The sequence below is a fragment of the Rhodocytophaga rosea genome, assembly GCF_010119975.1.
Lineage (GTDB): Bacteria > Bacteroidota > Bacteroidia > Cytophagales > 172606-1 > Rhodocytophaga > Rhodocytophaga rosea.
In genome coordinates this window covers 1,830,454-1,849,262 of the sequence record NZ_CP048222.1, presented here as the reverse complement: position 1 = coordinate 1,849,262, position 18,809 = coordinate 1,830,454, and the positions used below count along the sequence as shown (strand labels likewise).

At 43.6% G+C, this 18,809-nt stretch carries 11 protein-coding genes; 1 reads left to right on the top strand and 10 read right to left on the bottom strand.

Going from position 1 to position 18,809, the window contains the following annotated elements; genetic code table 11:
- Window positions 1–9: 9 nt before the first annotated feature.
- The 7 genes from GXP67_RS07725 to GXP67_RS07695 all read right to left on the bottom strand — a co-directional run bounded on the left by GXP67_RS07725 (window position 10) and on the right by GXP67_RS07695 (window position 11,162).
- Window positions 10–399, bottom strand: coding sequence for a c-type cytochrome (locus GXP67_RS07725; protein ID WP_232065034.1), 390 nt, complete (start codon window positions 397–399; stop codon window positions 10–12).
- 38 nt (window positions 400–437) lie between these two features.
- Window positions 438–2,234, bottom strand: coding sequence for a PQQ-dependent sugar dehydrogenase (locus GXP67_RS07720; RefSeq protein ID WP_162442603.1), 1,797 nt, complete (start codon window positions 2,232–2,234; stop codon window positions 438–440).
- Window positions 2,235–2,339: 105 nt separating this feature from the next.
- Window positions 2,340–3,638, bottom strand: coding sequence for an amidohydrolase/deacetylase family metallohydrolase (locus GXP67_RS07715; protein ID WP_162442602.1), 1,299 nt, complete (start codon window positions 3,636–3,638; stop codon window positions 2,340–2,342).
- Between the two features lie 28 nt (window positions 3,639–3,666).
- Entirely contained in the window at window positions 3,667–4,896 is a 1,230-nt protein-coding gene (locus GXP67_RS07710) for an aminotransferase class V-fold PLP-dependent enzyme (protein WP_162442601.1), read from the bottom strand.
- Between the two features lie 181 nt (window positions 4,897–5,077).
- Window positions 5,078–6,622: a SusD/RagB family nutrient-binding outer membrane lipoprotein gene (locus GXP67_RS07705; RefSeq protein WP_162442600.1), complete on the bottom strand. Its 1,545-nt coding sequence runs from the start codon at window positions 6,620–6,622 to the stop codon at window positions 5,078–5,080.
- A gap of 19 nt (window positions 6,623–6,641) precedes the next feature.
- Complete coding sequence (locus GXP67_RS07700) at window positions 6,642–10,085, bottom strand: SusC/RagA family TonB-linked outer membrane protein (protein WP_232065032.1); 3,444 nt, start codon at window positions 10,083–10,085, stop codon at window positions 6,642–6,644.
- A 60-nt stretch (window positions 10,086–10,145) separates the two neighbouring features.
- Window positions 10,146–11,162, bottom strand: coding sequence for a FecR family protein (locus GXP67_RS07695; protein ID WP_162442599.1), 1,017 nt, complete (start codon window positions 11,160–11,162; stop codon window positions 10,146–10,148).
- 154 nt (window positions 11,163–11,316) lie between these two features.
- Here GXP67_RS07695 and GXP67_RS07690 point away from each other — a divergent pair, with 154 nt between their 5' ends.
- Window positions 11,317–12,123 (top strand): hypothetical protein, encoded by an 807-nt coding sequence (locus tag GXP67_RS07690; protein ID WP_162442598.1) that lies wholly within the window; start codon window positions 11,317–11,319, stop codon window positions 12,121–12,123.
- Window positions 12,124–12,143: 20 nt separating this feature from the next.
- Here GXP67_RS07690 and GXP67_RS07685 read toward each other — a convergent pair whose 3' ends face one another.
- The 3 genes from GXP67_RS07685 to GXP67_RS07675 form a co-directional block, all read right to left on the bottom strand.
- Window positions 12,144–12,767, bottom strand: a complete 624-nt coding sequence (locus tag GXP67_RS07685; RefSeq protein WP_162442597.1) for an RNA polymerase sigma factor — start codon at window positions 12,765–12,767, stop codon at window positions 12,144–12,146.
- Window positions 12,768–13,110: 343 nt separating this feature from the next.
- Window positions 13,111–14,328 (bottom strand): efflux RND transporter periplasmic adaptor subunit, encoded by a 1,218-nt coding sequence (locus tag GXP67_RS07680; RefSeq protein ID WP_162442596.1) that lies wholly within the window; start codon window positions 14,326–14,328, stop codon window positions 13,111–13,113.
- 68 nt (window positions 14,329–14,396) lie between these two features.
- Entirely contained in the window at window positions 14,397–18,782 is a 4,386-nt protein-coding gene (locus tag GXP67_RS07675) for a CusA/CzcA family heavy metal efflux RND transporter (protein WP_162442595.1), read from the bottom strand.
- Between the last annotated feature and the right edge of the window lie 27 nt (window positions 18,783–18,809).

The following is an 18,809-nucleotide window of genomic DNA, read 5'->3' as shown; positions in this document are numbered from 1 at the left end:
ACTTATTTATTAATTAGATAATTTCCGGATATAAGCGACCAGTTGCCATCTTTGCTCCTCTGAAAATACTTCTTTAAAAGGAGGCATATTTCCCCGGCCATTAGACAATTTCCAGAACCATGCACCATCACTTTGCTTTTTTACCTCTTCTTCATGAAAATTGGCAGGTTTTGCTCCAAGCGCCCCACCGGCAGCCCCATCTCCGTATCCTGTATCGCCATGACAAGACCAGCAATGCACATTATACAATTCTTCACCCTGGGCCAGAGTTAAAGGCTCATTAGGAAAAGGACTTTTCAATGTATCGGCCCAGGCAGGTGCTATCCATCTATCATCCTGTCCTATCCGGTACGTTTGGCTGGTAAAGGATGAAAAAAGGATAAGGCCTATTATACACATAGCAACAAAAAGAGATAGCGCTTTACAATGCATATTCTTTAGTTAGTGGCTGTGGCTGTTTGCTGCGTAGGCAAGGTTGCCCTCACTTCTTTCACTTCTTCCGGGCTAATTGCCGAAGCATTGTTGCCGAAATTCTGTCGGATAAATGTTAACACTTTGGCTACATCTTCGTTGCCTAAAAAGCTATGCTGCGGCATTACATTATTATAGGATTGTCCTTTCACTTCAATAGGTCCTTCCAGGCCTTTCAGTAGTACTTCAATCAGGCGTTTTTTATCACCCAGTACCCATTCAGATTCAGCCAGTGGAGGAAAACGGTTATTATCTCCTTTTCCATTCCGCTGATGACAGGCACCACAGTAGGTATTATATATTTTCTCGCCAGCCACTACTACGCCTTTATCCAGGTTGTCATTGACCTCGTCAGGCGTACGGATATGGGAAAGGGTTTTGCGTTTTTCCATTTGTGCCAGCTGTTCTCCCCCGAAATTGTCTTTTTCGCCCGTATACATAATGCGCCATACTTTACCTTTTTCTGTTTCGGCAATATACAGCGAACCATCCGGACCCATCGCAATGCCCATGGGCCGGTAGATAGCATCACTTACGTTTACAATCGGATCTACACCGGCAAATCCATCCGCAAATACTTCCCACTTGTCGGTTGGTTTGCCGTTTTCAAATGGAATAAAGCCGATAAAATAACTCGACTGGGGGTAGGGTGCCCGGTTGGTAGAACCATGAAAGGCAATAAAGGCTCCTTTTTTATAGCGTTCGGGGAATTGATTGCCCGTATAAAAAAATACGTCGTTAGGTGCCCAGTGGCCTGGAAAACCAAAAATAGGCGGTTCCAGATCTTTTTCCCGTTCGGCTGCTCCTGCTTGCCCTTCATATTCCGGATTGATGACTTTCTTTTTCTTCATCTGGTCATAATAAAAATACGGCCAGCCGCCATCCATTCCCTCATTTACCTTAAAAAACTCTTCAGAGGGAAGTACCGCACTTTGCCAGGGAGTAAATTTATGCGCCCATAAACGCAGCAGATCGTCCCGGCCATGATTAACCACATACAAACTTCCATCTTCTTTGTTCCAGTCCATGGCTACGATGCTTCTCAGGCCAGTGGCATATCTGGTACCATCTTTCTGGGTCTGATTGGGTTTATCAGCACTGAACCGCCAGATTCCACCATGATCTTCCAGCAATGGGCAGGGATAAATTCCGGGAGAACTTGGGGTACGGTTGCTTACCTGGCAGCAATTAGATGGTGCGCCAAAAGGTACATACATATTCCCCTTATCGTCGAAAGAGACTGGCTTGGCAATGTGCTCGTGCATGCCATGGGCATGGTCATCATTGACAATAATTTCCATCGGACTTTCGGGTACAAGTTGGCCAGGCGTTAACTTATGGCGGTATACGACCAGTTCTGAACTGAAATACAGATAGCCATTATGAATACGGACAGCAGTTCCATAGCCTCTTTCTTTGCCTGTACCACCAAACCGTTTGATAATATCGGCTCTTCCATCGCTATTGGTATCCCGAAGGGCAATTACCGAACTATCAGAACCGCCATATCTGGCTTTTACATAAATATCTCCATTCTCATTCACAGCAATATGCCTGGCTTTTCCTTCCAGACTATCGGCTACGACTACGGCTGCAAAATTTCCCGGAAGAAAAAGCCCGCCATTATCCGGACTGGGAGGCGGAAGTTTTGTTTTTTCTTCACACTGCGTAAAGCTGACGAGGATTAAAAAATAGACTGCACGCTTAAGAAAAACGGCTGATGCAGTTTTTGTCTGGTAATACAAATTATAGTGATATTTCATTGGTTAAATTAAATGCCTTTCAATATTTTATTGGTCAATAGTTAATTGTCTTAGGTAGCTAATTCTTTCTACCAATGGCTGTTGACTACTAACCAATGACTAATTTTAATGTCCGCCACCTTTAGCAGAAGTGCTGGAGGCTTTTTGAGTTGAAGCTGTTTTGGGAACTACGACCGGATTGGCGATGCCATTAAGGTCGTATACAATCTTGCCATCTTTTATTGTCATTTCACACTCAAACTTCTTTTTGCCTTCTATTTTGTAGCCGGTTTTGTCATAGAACCCAAAATTACCTTCCCGCATGTTTAGTATAGCTACATCTGCAATAGCCCCCACCGACATATGACCTAGTTCTTCCCGTTTAATTACTTGTGCCGGTGCCCAGGTACTGGCTTTAATTACACTGGCTTCGTCCATACCCATGTTTACAAATTTAGACATAATGCTGAGTATGTCTTTCATCGAACCGTTCATACTTCCGGTATGCAGGTCTGTGCTGATGGTATTAGGGAAAAATCCGGCTTTCAGGGCTGGAATGGCCTGCGTAAAATTGAAGCTGGCACCTCCATATCCCACATCGAAGATAATCCCTCTTTTCTGCGCTTCAAACACAAAGGGCTTTACTTTTTTTGTGGCTTCATCTACTACTGTTTCGCGCACATTGCCATCGAGTAAAGTATAGGTATGGGTATAAATATCGCCGGGACGCAGGCGTTTCATAAATAGTTCTTCAATAGACAGGGGAGGATTGTTGCCGCCGAAATCGATAATAACCGGCATGTTGGCTAGTTTGCCTGCTTCTACCACACGATCTACTGGTGTCCATTCCGGACCCTGAAAATGCGCTAGTTTAAATCCAACTACATACTCTTTATTTTGCTTGGCTACCATGGCGGCCATCTTTGGATTCATGTCGTTGATATCCTGCTCATACGCACCGCCTCTCATGCCTTCACCTACAATGTTTAAAAAGGAAAGTACCCTGGTCTGGGAATTATCGATGATATTCTTTTTGAAGGTAGGAAATGATTTCCAGCCGGCTCCTCCGCAATCTACAATAGTAGTACAACCCACCCGGAAAGTAAAGCCGTCTGGCATAACTGCCGTCAGGCCATTGCTCAGGTAATGATCTGGTTCGGTACCAATAAATACGTGCCCGTGAATATCAATTATTCCTGGCGTTACATACATTCCTTTGGCATTTACTACCTGGGTAGCTCCTTTGGGATCAATGTTTTTAGCGACCTGTACAATTTTGCCATCGGTAATGGCTACATCCATGATACCGTTAATGTTATTCTTTGGGTCGATTACATGCCCTTCTTTGATTACAATGCTGTAGGTTTGCGCGTTAGCGGCACATACAGCCAAGAGCATAAAAAGAGTAAAAAGTACTTTTTGCATAGGTTAAAAGGGTATTGGGTTGTTTTACTTATGAAATTGTTGCTTTCGAAAATTCTTCTGCAAGACGTTTGGCTACAATCTTATCCTGGCCAGGTTTTAACATAAACACCGTAAGACTAACAGAAGTAGCATCCTTTTCAGGACCTACCACTTCAATAGATGGGTTGCCGTTCCGCAGTTTTTCCTGTAAATCTTTGGGAGAAAGTTTAATACTGCTTTCATTCCAGGAAATGCGCAAAGCCGGTGTATGATTGGCTACCGGAGGCACATACTTTTCGGTTTGAATGCCATTTACTTTTTTTACAGCCGATTCAATCTGAGCAATCCTGGTTTCCCATTCCTTCCATTCTTTGGCATGATCCAGGTTAATATAGCGCTCCAAGGCTACATACATGCCTAAAATTTCTTCTTTGTTCACTTTCATGCCCCGGCCAATATTTCCGCCTCTGGGTGGTCCGTTTAACCGGGCAGCAGCAATCAGGTCTTTTTTACCCATGAGCAAACCTGTACTTTGTGGGCCACGCATGGCCTTACCACCAGATACACATACCAGATCGAATCCCATGTCATTATATTTCCAGAGATTTTCTACCGGCGGTACATCAGCGGCCATATCGATCATGGTCGGAATATTGTGTTTTTTTCCCAGGGCTACCCACTCCTGGTGTTGTATTTTACCTAACGGCGCATTGTAATTCAAAAACCACAATAAAGCGGTACGCTCATTAATGGCTTTTTCTGCTTCTTCCAGGGTTTCAATCTCGGTGATCATCACCCCGGTATTGGTAAGGGCATGTACATAGCCAGTGTTATGGGCTTTTTGAACCAATACCTGCGATTTCATGCCGGTATATTCCAGGTGCGGCAACTGGGCAACCTTTTTTGGATCCGTGCCGGTAAGTACGCCTGCCATTCCCAGCACCATTGCCGACCAGCAACCGGCAGTTACCATAGCAGCCTCTGAATGAACCAGTTTAGCAATTCTTTCTCCGACCTTATCCTGCACTTCTTCCAGCATCATAAACTCATGGGATGCGGCTTGAATGGTTTCCATCACCTCTTCTGGCATCAGGGAGGCGGTCATTGCAGTATAGGTGCCTGCGGCATTGATAAACGTACGAATGCCCAGTTCTTTTACCACATCCCTTTTTGCTTTAGGCGTAGCCAGTGCAGAAGTGAGCGGTATACTGCTTCCTGCGATACCTCCCAAAAGAGGTAAAGAGGATAAATGTTTAATCAGTTTTCTGCGGTTAAGCATAGGTGGAATAGCAAAAAAGTTTCTAAGATAATGTTTTGAATAAGGATCGCTGAATAGGAAGGTATGATTTGCTTTCCCTCTGCCAGTGATCCTTGTTCTTTAGTTTATTATTTCTGGCATGAAATACTACCGGATTATGCTGAATTTTACAAAATTTACCCAAAAAGTACAAATAGATTTATTATTTATCCCACCAGACCCGGCTGGTAAGTCTGTTAGGTCCTTGTCTGTTAATGGCTTCGTGAAAATTTTCGCCATTGATATTTTCTTCTGCCGGCGGCAAAACAAAACGTCTGGGAATGGTGCCACCAGTTAAATTTCCCGGATAATTAGTGGGAATAAGTTCAGGATAGCCAGTACGCCGCCAATTCGCATAAATTTCGTATTCATCCAAAAATAAAGATACCCATTTTTCCGTCTGGATTACTTTCATCTGTTCTTCCATCGTACCTGCTGCCGGATAAGGATTCAGCGCCATATATGCATTGATTTTATCGGCAGAGATCGCACCTGCCGCACCAAAATAAGCCCAGTTCCGCATACCAGCTCCTACTGCGGCCTTATAAAGTTCAGCCGCATTTCCGCCGTACCAGCCTCTTAGCACGGCTTCTGCCAGCAGCAGATTTACCTCGGCACTTGATAATACCAGTAAAGGGGCATCATATTTTAAAATAGTGCCCGGATGTGGTTCGGAAAAGGTATTAAAATTTCCCGGTCTTGAATTGAACGCTGCATTAGGCATCCCTTGCTGAAGAGCTGTAGCCGTATCAGCCACATATACACCAGTCGCATTTTTTACCCAAACGACCGAAATTACATTCAAACGGGGATCACGAGTATTTTTCAGGTGATCGATAAAGGTTTTGGCCAGTTTTCCGCCTTCTACATTATCTTCACTCTGCGGATTGATATAATCGCCTACTAATAAGGCCTGGGCAATGGGATTGCGACTGGCGACCTGCGAACCATCAATATAACCAATCAGGGCAATATCACTTTCGCTGGTAATTACGCCACCAGCAATGGCTTTTTCCACCCAGGTTTTAGCCGTTGCTGCATCGGCTTTGGTAAGTCGCATACCCAGACGCAGCATTAGGGAATAGGCAAATTTTTTCCACTTCTCTACATTTCCGCCGTAGATCAGGTCAGAATTTCCCATAGAAGGAAAAGCAGGATTCAAGGCTAATGCGGCCTGCTCCAGCTCTTGCAGCATATCAGCATAAATGGATGCCTGTTCATCATATTTAGGAGTGAAATTCTTTGAGGTAAGCCCCTGACCGGCTTCAGAATAGGGTACATCTCCATACAAGTCGGTGAGGCGGTGCATTATATATACCCGCCAGATGCGGGCAATAGACAATTTGTTTACATCTTCAGGCTTTTCAGATACGGCTCTTATTACTTCCTGGATTTCGTTTACTTCGTTGGGATAAGCCGTGGTAAAGTGACTGTAGGAATAGCCTTCATTGAAATATTTATCACCGGCCGCAGGCACTTCTTTATAGGTGGCAAAGTGCTGCATTGAGCCACCAATAGTTAAAGCAGCGGAACCAAAATAATTGTTATTTACCGCATCCAGTTGTGCTTTGGTGAACAAGTATTCTGGTATTACTTCGGTATAGGCATCCGGATTTTTGTTTAGTTCTTCCAGGCCATTATCGCAGGCAGGTAACAGCACAACAACCAGTGCGGCTACAGTGAATATGTTAAAGAAATTCTTTTTCATGAGTTTGGAGGTCAAAAAGTTAGAATTTTACTAATAGATTCAAGCCATAACTTCTGGTCCGGGGTATACTCAATGCTTCCAGGCCTTGTCCGTTGCCACTAGTATAGCTGGATTCCGGATCGGAGTTGGTCGCATGACTATACAGGATGGCCAGGTTGCGGCCTACCAGAGAAAGGGAAGCCGATTGTATCCGGATGAATTTAATATAGCTTACCGGCAGGTTATAGCTCAAAATCACCTGGCGCAGTTTTATAAAACTTCCGTCATACACAAACAGGTCTGTGTAGTTTTTGCGGTTGTCATAATAAGTGTCCAGTTGCTCAATTGGCACCACTCTTTCATAAGGGTTGCCTTCTTCATCTACCCCGTTGAGTGTTAAACCATTGTCCCGGCCAGGAAGGGTTTCTTTTAGTAAGCCGAAGCGGTAGGCATACTGGTTTAAGTTAGAGTAGATTTTGTTGCCAAACTTGCCATCCAGCAATACACTCAAAGAAAAGTTTTTGTAGGAAAAGTTATTAGTCAATCCCATGGTAAGCGGAGGTACACCCAGGCCAAGTTCCATCAGATCACTTCGTACTTCGTAGCCGCTGTTGGTATTGAATACCACTTGTCCGTTCGCATTGGTTTTAATTTTGTATCCTTTAATGATGCCATACGGCCGGCCTACTTCATTGGTGATCGTGGCACCGCCTATTCCATTGGCAACGCCTACTGAGTTCAGCCCTTCTGCCAGTTGTACAATTTCACTCTTATTATACGCCATATTATAGCTTACATCCCAGCTAAACTTTTCCGTTCTCACTGGTGAACCAGTCAGCAATACTTCAATTCCCTTGTTACTCAATTCTCCCACATTTAACAGAGCCCTGGTATAGCCGGAAGCGGTAGAAATATCAGTTTGCACAATATCATCTGTGGTTTTACGGTTATACAGCGTTACATCCAATCCTAAACGTTTGTTGAGCAATTGCAAATCAATACCAATTTCAGAGGTAGTGGACGTTAAAGGCCGTAAGTCCGGATTATTTAGCAGGGTAGAAGAAATAGCTTGTACCGGACGGCCATTATGCCCGCCTTGCACCATACTGAACGTCTGGTTAATGATATAAGGATCTGGCGTAGCACCACCCACCTGTGCCCAGGAACCTCTGAGTTTTAAAAAGCTAATAGATGAGGGCAGTTGAATGGCTTCCGATAGTACCAAACTTCCGCCTATGGATGGATAAAATATGCTATTGTTTTGCGCACTTAAGGTAGAAAACCAGTCTTGCCGGCCGGTAAAACTCAGGAAAATAATTCCTTTGTAATCTACATCTGCTGATCCGAATACGGAGTTAATCCCGGTTCTCCGGTTGTTGGGCCGGGTAGTTAAGGTACTCAGGTTGGTATAGCTATAAAAATAAGGAATAATAAACTGGCTTCCGCTGATCGATGTTTCATTGTTTAGTCCTCTCTGAATGTTACCTCCTGCCATCGCAGAAAAGTTGAAACTGCCGGCAATACTCGTATTATAATTTAAAGTAAGCATGGAGTTAGTTTCCGATACTTCCGATTTAATAGATTCATATCCGCCCAGCGGAGAGTAAGCAGTGCCGGTTGGCGTGACGCCTACATAATTGAAGTTATAAAAATCTTTGCTCACACTTCCCCGGATCGATAGGTTGTCTAAAATGGCATAACGGATGTTGGCCTGTCCGATAAAGCGGTTTTTGGTATCATCGTTCTGAAAGCGGTTGGTTACAAAGTAGGCATTGTTGGCGATAGGCACCGGGTTCCATTCAATCTCCTTTCCATTTTCATCATACCCAGGAGACAAACTGCGGATATCCACCGTATTGGCAAGCAGGTAAGTAGACCAGGCAGCATTCACATCAGCATAGCCAACATCTGGGCGGTTATGGGCTTTTTCCAGATTATACTGGGCTACCGCTTCAATGCTCAGTTTTTTTCCTAGAAAAGCATTCAGGTTCAGGTTGGCCGTTTTTCGGTTGAATTTAGAATTAGGCTGAAGACTCTTGGCATCAGTATCGGATAGGGAAAAGCGATAATTAATCGATTCATTTCCGCCAGTCAGGGCAACCGTATTGACATATGTAGAGCCTGTTCTGTAAAAATTCTTGATATTATCTTTAACGTTTACCGGCGAATAAGGACGTTCTACACCATCAAATTGAATAGAAGGCAACCCATCCATTCTGGCTCCATACGACAAACGTCCGGAACTTAAGGCTTCTGCCCGTGTTAAAGGTTTTCTTCCGTCGAATCCTTGCCCGTACTCATACTGGTATTTTGGATAGATAGAAGGCGATTCCAGGGTTAAGGTGGTATTGTATTCTACACCGATCCCTTTCTGGGCTCTCCCTTTTTTGGTGGTGATCAAAATAACTCCGTTGGCTGCTCTGGAACCATATAAAGCTGCTGCCGGACCTCCTTTTAGTACTGAAATAGACTCAATATCATCCGGATTGATGCCGGCAATGCCATCACCCCGGTCTACGTTGATGCCTTCTCCACCGGTAGTAGTACCGCCGCCGGGAATAGAGTTATCGATGGGCATCCCATTGATCACATACAAAGGCTGGTTATTTCCGGCCAGTGACCCATTTCCCCGGATAATGATGCGGCTGGAACCACCAGGACCGGTTGCCATACCAGTAGCATTTACCCCGGCAATTTTACCAGATAAAGCATTGGCTACATTTACTTCCCGGGCCTGGGTAAATTCGCTGCCTTTTACTTCGCTCACTGAATAGGCAAGGGCTTTTTTCTCCCGTTCAATACCCAAAGCGGTTACCACAACTTCGTTCAATGCCTGTGCTTCCTGTGCCATCACCACATTAATGGTAGTACGGCCACCGATGGCTACTTCCTGCGGGGCATAACCAATAAATGAAAATACCAGGGTACCTTCTGCATCTGGCACACTTAGGCTGTAGTTGCCATCTGGGTCAGTGGTAGTACCGGTAGTAGAGCCTTTCAGCAGCACATTCACACCCGGTAGCGCTTGCCCATCGTCCTGTGAAGTAACGTTGCCAGTAATGGTAACTGCAAAGGCAGAGGCAGAATAGGTAGCTGGTATGGGTAGATTAGACTGGGGTTTTATCTGGTAAACTCCTTCTTCCATGGGCTGAATCACATAAATATTTTCCACTTTTTTGAAGGTTAACTTCAGCGGATTCAATACTTCTGCCAGATATGTTTCCAGACTTTTGCCATTCATAGGCTTATATTGCACATACTTTCCATTCAGATGCTTTTTCTGGTAGGCGAAGTTTACATGCAGTTCTTTCTCCAGATCATGTATGACCGTAAGCAGTAATTTCTCAGTAGTTTCCTGCTGGATACGTTTGCTGTTTTCGTGTTTGACATAAGATAAATCCTGGGCGCTGGCCATCTGAAACAGGCAGATGCTGCACATAAAAGCCAGTACAGCTTTTATGGACCTTCGTAAAGTGTAGACCATAGTAAACAGAATTAAGGTTTAAGTAAATGGTATGTTTGAAATTCCAATATGACTATACTATCATTTCACCGGTGTATTTCTGGACTGTATCTGCACCTCTTTGTTCTGCCTTTTTATGTCCACCTGTAAGGTTTCAGCCAGTACTTTCAGCAGCACATCTACCTTATTGCGAGGTACTTTGGCAGTAAATCTTTTTTGAGCCAGGAAAGTATCTGAAATATGTACTTTAATCCCATAGATATCTTCCAGTTCCTGGGCGATATCCAGTAAAGGCGTATCATCAAATACAAAAAGGTTGTTTTTCCAGGCTAACTGACTTTCTTCTTTCATCAGTGCTACCTTCAATTGTTTATCATCTTTGTTATAATGAGCAAAATCTCCGGGTTTCATCACCAGTTGTATGGCACTGGCCTTGAGTTGGACTTTGCCGGATTGCAGGTAAACAGCTGTTTTCTCCCGGCGGGTGTTTACATTAAATTCTGTACCCAGTACTTGTACCCTTATACTATCGGCAGTGGTAACGGTAAAGCTTTTTTTGTCTTTGGTTTTGGCTACTTCAAAAAAGGCTTCTCCTGTCAGAAAAACCTCTCTGGAAGCAGCATTTCGCCAGTTTTTATCTGCTAAGCGAATGGAAGAATTGGCATTAAGTGTAATATGTGATCCGTCAGCTAAAGTTATTTTCTTGATCTCTCCAAAACCAGTGGTATGAATAACAGGTCCTGCCGGTTGATCCAATTTCCAGAATAAGTATCCGGCCAGCAGCATAAAGCCGATCCAGATAGCAGCCATCCGGGAATAACGCAGGACCGATTCAATCCGGCGCGTTTTCACTTGTTGCCTGGCATTAACCTGAAGATTTGTCCAAACTTCCAGGAAAGCCTGATTGGCTACAGCATCGGCTGGTAAACCTGCAACACGCACCAATTCAACTGCTGTTGCAATTTCTGCCTGTTTTCCGGGATGCTCCTGTATCCAGTTATTCCAGAACCGGGCGTTTTCCTCCGTTGGCTGTATTACCCACTGACGAAAGTCTGGGTCAAGTGCAAAATCATTGGCCGTGTAGTACTGATAACTCATGCAGGATAGCCTGTTTACAAGCCAAACGGGGAGGTGTAAAAAATCTAACCTGCCTTTTGTAAATATTTTTTAAGTTTTTTATTTTTAAGATATAGCGTTCAGACTATTTGCTTGTTAGCGAAGCCATTTAATCTAATATTATACACCTTAAGCTATGAAACAATATGTAACGCAAGTATGGCTTTTGCTAACCTTGTCCCTTCTGGCATTCACAGCAAAGGCACAGCCTTCAAAAGCAGATTCTATTTTAAAGCTTCACTTTGATAATGCTGGAGGAATAGAAGCCTGGAAAAAAATAAATAGCTATATTCTTACCCAGTCTGCCGGCCAGGTTTCCTTTTCACCCCGCTCCATCACAGATTACGCAAAAGAAGACGAGATAAAAGAGCATCCAACCGTCACGTATTACCAGTATCCTGATAATTACCGGATTGAAATGTTTACAGATAGTGAATTTGATAGAACGACAGATGATAAATTAACGGCCGTATTTCTCATGACTGCCCATGAAAGCAGAGGGTATAATTTATTTAATGGCTCTGACCCTGGTCCCGGGATAAAATTCCCTGATAATATACACCAAGGCGTTCTTAATAGTCAACCATTTTCAGGTTTAGGTCCTACCCATTTTATTTTGTTAAAGATGGCAGAGGCAGAAATACAGTACAACGGATTTGTGGAAGTCTATGGAAAAAACTGCTATCAGCTAGTACTTTATGATAAAAAGTTTAATAGTACGGTTAACCTGTATATGGATGCAAAAACGTATCTGGTTCATGCTGTTTCTAGTAGAGAGTATCCCCAATTTTATAAAATATATGCAGACTATCAGCTTAAGGATGGCCTCATGATCCCCTACACTTTTACTGGTTATAAAGAAGGTAAAGTGATTGAAAGATTTAAAACCTTAGCAGTCAAAATCAACGAAGAATTTGATGAGGCAATATTTCTTCGCCGGTGAATTGATCTAATTTTCCTATGCTACAAATGAAGGAGTAAAGCAATAATTAGAATGGATAACTGGTTGCGGAGCGATTTTAAGGTTTTAAATACCGAATTATACACCGATTGTATGGTGATACCCATTTCCTGGGCTATTTCATGGTTAGATAAATTTTTATAGAATTTCAGCTGCACTAATTTTTGCTGATGAGTAGAGAGCCGGTTTAATGCTTTCAGTACATCTTCTTTTTTTGAGAGAATTTCTTCTTCTGGTTCTCCTATTACAAATAAATCCTGTTCCAAGGATTCTGTATGGGCTTCAAATCTGGCTTGTGGACTTCTTAAGCTATCAATAAGTTTTCTTTTTAATGAAGTAAGCAAATAGTATTTGATGGAAGTTGTTTCTTTTAAATTTTCCCGGTTATTCCAGAGTTTAATGAACAAATCCTGAATGGTGTCTTTTACCACTTCAGGGTCGTTGCTTATCTTTTTTCCGTATTGGTAAAGTACCAGAAAATATTTTTTATAAATGGTTGCATAAGCTGCCATATCGCCATTTTTAAAATCCCTCCATAAGATGAGTTCCTGCTCATACTGGAGGTCTTTATTTTGGGTAAGCCGGATGTATCCCTGATCAGAAAAAGTTAATTGATCTGCATCCATTATTTAGTACTGATAGGTTTAGGTATAAGTAATCGCCATTCACTGATCTGCGAAATTATATTTTATCGTTAAATTAAAAAGCAAAATTTTATTTTATTATTTATCTGGCAGGTAAAATTCAAAATAATATAGGAAACAAACAAATGAATGGAAGACGATACTTCTTTTGTCTAATATCAGTTAATGCATTATTATTAGAGGGCAGAAATAATTGTAGCAAGCTTACTTAGTAAAAGCAAGTAGATCAGCCATCAAAACACAAGAAAGGCTTATTTTCCTTGTGTTTTGATGGCTGATCTTTGTAAGATCTATTCAAATAAAGAATTCAACTATTGAACAACTCCTATAGCTCATGTTCTCCCTCAGCACTACCGCCATTCTGCAAGTGAGAGAGTAGGGAAAAAGCGCCCTTTGTTACAATTTGTTTTCCCTGTAAAGGCATATTTTCAACAGAATTTACTTCCACATATTCGTTTTCCTGAAGTCCTTTCGTTACCTCAACCTGCTCGAACACATGTAGGGTATCAGAACCTTGCTTCTGGGCTTGCTGGTAAATAAAAATGTAATCTTTTCCATTCGTATGCACGACTGCTTCCTGAGGTAAACTGCTTACCTGGCGGCCTCCGGTTTCGATCACTGCTTTTACAAACATGCCGGGTAACATCTGAGGCTCCTCAGTATCTTTGTGGGCATGTACCCGTACTGTACGCTCCGCACTGATCTGCCTTCCGATCAGGTAAACCTCGGCTGTTCTTTCTTTTGAAGGGTCATTTACCAATATATACCGCACCTTCTGGCCTTCTTTCAGGCTGGGAACATCTTTTTCAAATACGGTAAGTTCTACATGCAAATGCTCCGTGTCGATAATAGTAAACATCACATCAGTGGGCTGCACAAACTTGCCAATATTTACATTTACATCGGCTACATACCCACTGATAGGTGCATACACTGGTACGGTACTGCTGATTTTGCCTTGTTGCACTGCCGAAAGTGAAAGACCAGCCAGTCTCATCCTTTCTTCTAAGGCATGTACTTTGGCTTGCATACTTTTATAATCAGCCGTGGTTTGTTGAAAAGTTTTGGCGGCACTTACATTTTCCTGGCTAAGCTCCTGCTGGCGTTTATATTCCAGGTCCAGATACTCTAATTTACTTTTGCTTTCCAGGTAATCTTGCTGCAACTGAATAAAATCCTGGTTTTCAATTACGGCCAGCAATTGCCCTTTGCGAACCCGCATGCCTTGCAGCAAGTCTGTTTTCCGAACAAAGCCACCCAGCGGAGTTGAAATGCTCACCAGATTCTGTGGGGGAACATCCAGTACACCATTCACCTGAATATTACTGCTCAGGCTCCGGCTTTCTATGTTGCCTAGTGTAATACCAGCATTCTGATATTGTGCTTGCGTAAGCGAAACAATATTAGTTTTCTCTTCACTGCTCGAAGTATCTGTCTGGGTTGCTTCCTCTGCAGGTTCATTAGCAGAACAGCTGCTAAAGCTAAGGGAAAGAACTAACAACAGGACAGAAATATATAGTTGAATATAATTTTGAAATTTCATATAGCTATCAGATATAATTACAAGCGTTTTATTTTTATGGTTTACTATAGAACCGGAGACTAAACATTTTACTCATTCTTCCCCATCAGGAATTCAACTTCGATTACTGCCTGATTATATTGATGTAAAAGGCTTAAGTAATTATTCCGGATGGTGAGTGCCCGGTTGAGTCCGTTTAAATATTCTACATACCCGATTTCTCCGGCCTGAAAAGCTTTCTGGGCATTCTGCAAAATCAGGTCAGCAGTAGGTAAAGCATTCGATTCGTAATACGCCAGGCTGGTTGTGTACTTAGTATATTGGCCAATAGTAGCTTCATACTGACTCCGGAGCTGGTTTTCAATAACTTGTGCTTTTGAAGTAGCAACTTTAGTCTGCGTATGAGCGGCTGAGATCCGGGCGGTATATGGCCTGAACCACAACGGAAAAGACATGCCTACCTGGAATCCGGTAAAGCGTTTGTCTGGCCCATAATACTGTTCGGTGCCAGTGGCATTCTGAAAACCAATGAGCGATTGATTAAAATAGCCCAGGGAAAAGTCTGGCAGCAGGTGGTTGCGCATCACCTTTTCTGTACGTTTGCCCACTTCTATTTGCTGCCGTCCTTGTGCCAGTGCCGGATTGCTTTGAATGGCACTCAGGGTATCAGCCGGAATCAGTAAGGTCTTTTTGGAAAGAGTTCTTTCTGCAATATCTACCGGCCGGTTATGGTTTAATAAGATGCGAAACTGAGCTAAGGCAATTTTGTAATCAGATTCATTTTGCAGCAACAGGTTTTTCACTTCAAACAACTCCGATTCTGCACTTACTTTTTCCAGTTGATTTGTCTCGCCGGTTCTGAATCGGACGTCGGCAGCCCTTACAAAGCCAGTAAATAAACTATCCTGCTCCAACAATAATTGTTGTCTGGACGCAATAAACGTGAGTTGGTTATATGTGTTTTTTACATCCCGTATCAGTTCATTGCGGGCTATGGCCAGTTCCGATTCCCGGCTTCTTACTTCTGCTCTGTATAAGTTGAGCTGACTGGGAATAGTACCAGGAAAAGGAATATCCTGCGTGATCGTGAAGTTATTATCCGTCCGGATGCTGTTGTATTGTCCCCGCATCCAGAGAAGGTTAGTTTTCCCAGGATCAAATGCGGCCGCTTTTAAGGTTTTCTGTGCTTCTACTTCGTAGGTAGCAGATTTTATCCGCTCATTGTTCTGCAAAGCCAGTTGAATAGCTTCTTGCAGATTTACTTGTTGCACCTCAGTTTGTGCCTGCATTTGCAATGATGTAAACAAAAATAAACCCGTAAAAATGGCAATAGCCGAACTTCCAGGTTTGAATCTGTTGAAAGAGCGTATATGGATGCGTTCCGCCAGACTATACAGCACAGGTAAAACCAATAGTGTAAGTAAGGTAGCCGAAACCAGTCCGCCAATTACGACTGTAGCCAGTGGTTTTTGCACTTCTGCACCGGAAGAAGTAGACAAAGCCATGGGCAAAAAACCCAGAGAAGCCACCATTGCCGTCATGATCACCGGACGCAGACGCATAGAAGTCCCCTTTAAAATAATTTCCCGTACATCGGTTAAACCTTCTTTTTTGAGCTGGTTAAAATAAGCGATCAGCACAATTCCATTCAATACAGCTACCCCAAATAAGGCAATAAAACCCACACCAGCCGAAATACTAAAAGGCATTCCCCTCAGCCATAAGGCGAAAATTCCACCGATAGCAGATAAAGGAATAGCAGTAAAAATGAGCACACTTTGCACTACAGACCTGAAGGTGAAATACAGCAATACAAAAATCAGCAGCAGTGCCACCGGAACGGCAATAGACAAACGGTTTCTAGCTTCGATCAGGTTTTCGAAGGCACCGCCATAACTTACTGAATAGCCAGCCGGAAACTGAATCTGCTGGTTTATTTTCTGTTGGATTTCGGCAATTATACTTTCTACATCCCGGTTCCGCACATTAAATCCGACAATGATGCGCCGTTTGGTATCGTCCCGCTGAATCTGGTTGGGGCCTTCCTGAAAAGTGATTTCGGCTACCTGGGCGAGTGGAATCTGGTTTCCGGCAGGAGTGGTTACAAACAGGTTGCGTACATCTGCTATATCCCGGCGATTTTCCTGGCTAAGCCGGACTACCAGGTCGTATCGTTTTTCGCCTTCATACACCACGCCAGCGGTTTCTCCGGCAAAACCGGTACGGATTGCCCGGTTTACCTCTTCTATGTTCAAGCCAAACCGGGCTAGTTCATTGCGGTTAAACTTCACAGAAATCTGTGGCAGACCAGTTACCTGCTCCACATACATATCTTCTACGCCCTGCACCGGATTAATCAGGCGGGCTACTTTTTCGGCGTATGTGGCCAGAACATCTAAATCTTCTCCATAGATTTTAAGTACGACATCCTGCCGGGCACCGGTCATCAATTCATTAAAACGCATCTGGATCGGTTGCTGGAAACCAAAAGTTACTCCTGGAATGACTTCAAGTGCAATAGCCATTTTTTCCGCTAATTCCTCTCTTGTTTCTGCACTTGTCCATTCGTCGCGATCTTTTAGTATTACGATCAGATCGCAGGATTCCTGGGGCATAGGGTCTACCGGGATTTCGGCAGAACCAATTTTTGCCACTACCTGCTCTACTTCCGGAAACTGACTGGCCAGTATCTGAGAACCTTTCTGGGCTGCTTCTATGGTTTGCGACAGCGAACTGCCAGTCATGAGCCTGGTTTCTATGGCAAAATCCCCTTCATCCAGAGTAGGAATAAATTCACCTCCCATATTCAGAAAAACGAGAAGACTCGCAATAAAGAGCGACAGGGAAGCAACAAGCACCAGTACTTTCCGGCGGAGCGCAAAATGAATCATGGGTGAATATACCCGTTGAAAAACGGCCATGATCTTGTCAGAAATATTCTTCTTTCTCACTGTTTTCCTGCTCAAAAGCAAGGCTGATACCATAGGAACATAGGTAAGTGAAAGAATGAATGCACCCAGGATAGCGAAAGATACTACCTGTGCCATTGGCCGGAACATTTTGCCTTCTACCCCGACCAGCGCCAGCAAAGGCAGATATACAATGAGAATGATAATTTGCCCGAAAGCGGCCGCACTCATCATTTTCTTAGCCGAAGATTCTACTTCTTCATTCATTTGTTGCCTGGTGAGCCGGCCAGTTAGGCCGGAAGTAGCAATATGGTGCAACGTAGATTCAACAATAATAACGGCTCCATCTACAATCAAACCAAAATCGATGGCACCCAGCGACATGAGGTTTCCGGATACGCCGAAGATATTCATCATCGAAATGGCAAACAGCATAGATAGTGGAATCACGGATGCCACAATCAGTCCGGCACGCACGTTGCCCAGCATGAGTACCAGTACAAAAATCACGATGAGGGCTCCTTCGGCCAGGTTGGTCGCTACTGTACTAATGGCATGGTTTACCAGTTTGGTGCGGTCGAGAAAAGGGTCTATATGTACGCCTTCCGGCAGCGTTTTTTCAATGGCAGCAATGCGTTCCTTCACATTTGTAATTACCTCTGAAGAGTTAGCGCCTTTCAGCATGAGTATAATGCCTCCGGTTACTTCGCCGCTGATATTATGTGTCATGGCTCCGTAGCGGATGGCATGCCCGTATTGGATCGTAGCTACATCCCGGATGAGTACTGGTGTGCCATTTTCTGTGTTTCTCACAACAATATTGCTAATATCTTCCAGGCTTTCGATCAGGCCTTCACTGCGAATGAAAAACGAACTTGGTTTTTTGTCGATGTAAGCGCCGCCGGTATTCTGGTTGTTTTTTTCCAGGGCATCAAAAATTTCGCTGATGCTCAGGTTCATGCCCCGGATTTTCTGGGGATCGAGGGCGATTTCGTATTGTTTCAGATAGCCGCCAAAACTGCTTACATCGGCAACTCCTGGCGTACCCAATAAGCCTCTCCGCACGATCCAGTCCTGAATGGAGCGGAGTTCCATGGCAGAATACTTGCTTTCGTAGCCTGGTTTGGTTCGCAGCACATACTGGTAGATTTCGCCTAAGCCAGTAGTAACAGGAGCAAGTTCTGGTATTCCAACTCTTGGCGGAATCTGGCTTTGGGCCTGCTGTAGCCGTTCAAACACCTGTTGACGGGCAAAATAAATATCCACCTCATCTTTGAAAACAATGGTTACTACCGATAAACCCAGCCGGGAAAAGGAACGCACTTCTTCAATATCGGGAATAGTGGCCATAATTACTTCCACCGGATAGGTAATGAGCCGCTCTACTTCCTGTGCGGCCAGTGTTGGACTAATGGTAAGTACCTGTACCTGGTTGTTGGTGATATCAGGTACGGCATCGATCGGGAGCTGGCTTACTGAGTAGGCTCCCCAGGCAATCAGCGCTAAGGTAAACAGGCCGATTACTAATTTATTATGTATGGAAAAATGAATGATCTTATCAAGCATGATTTGCTCAGGAGAAGAATAAGGAAA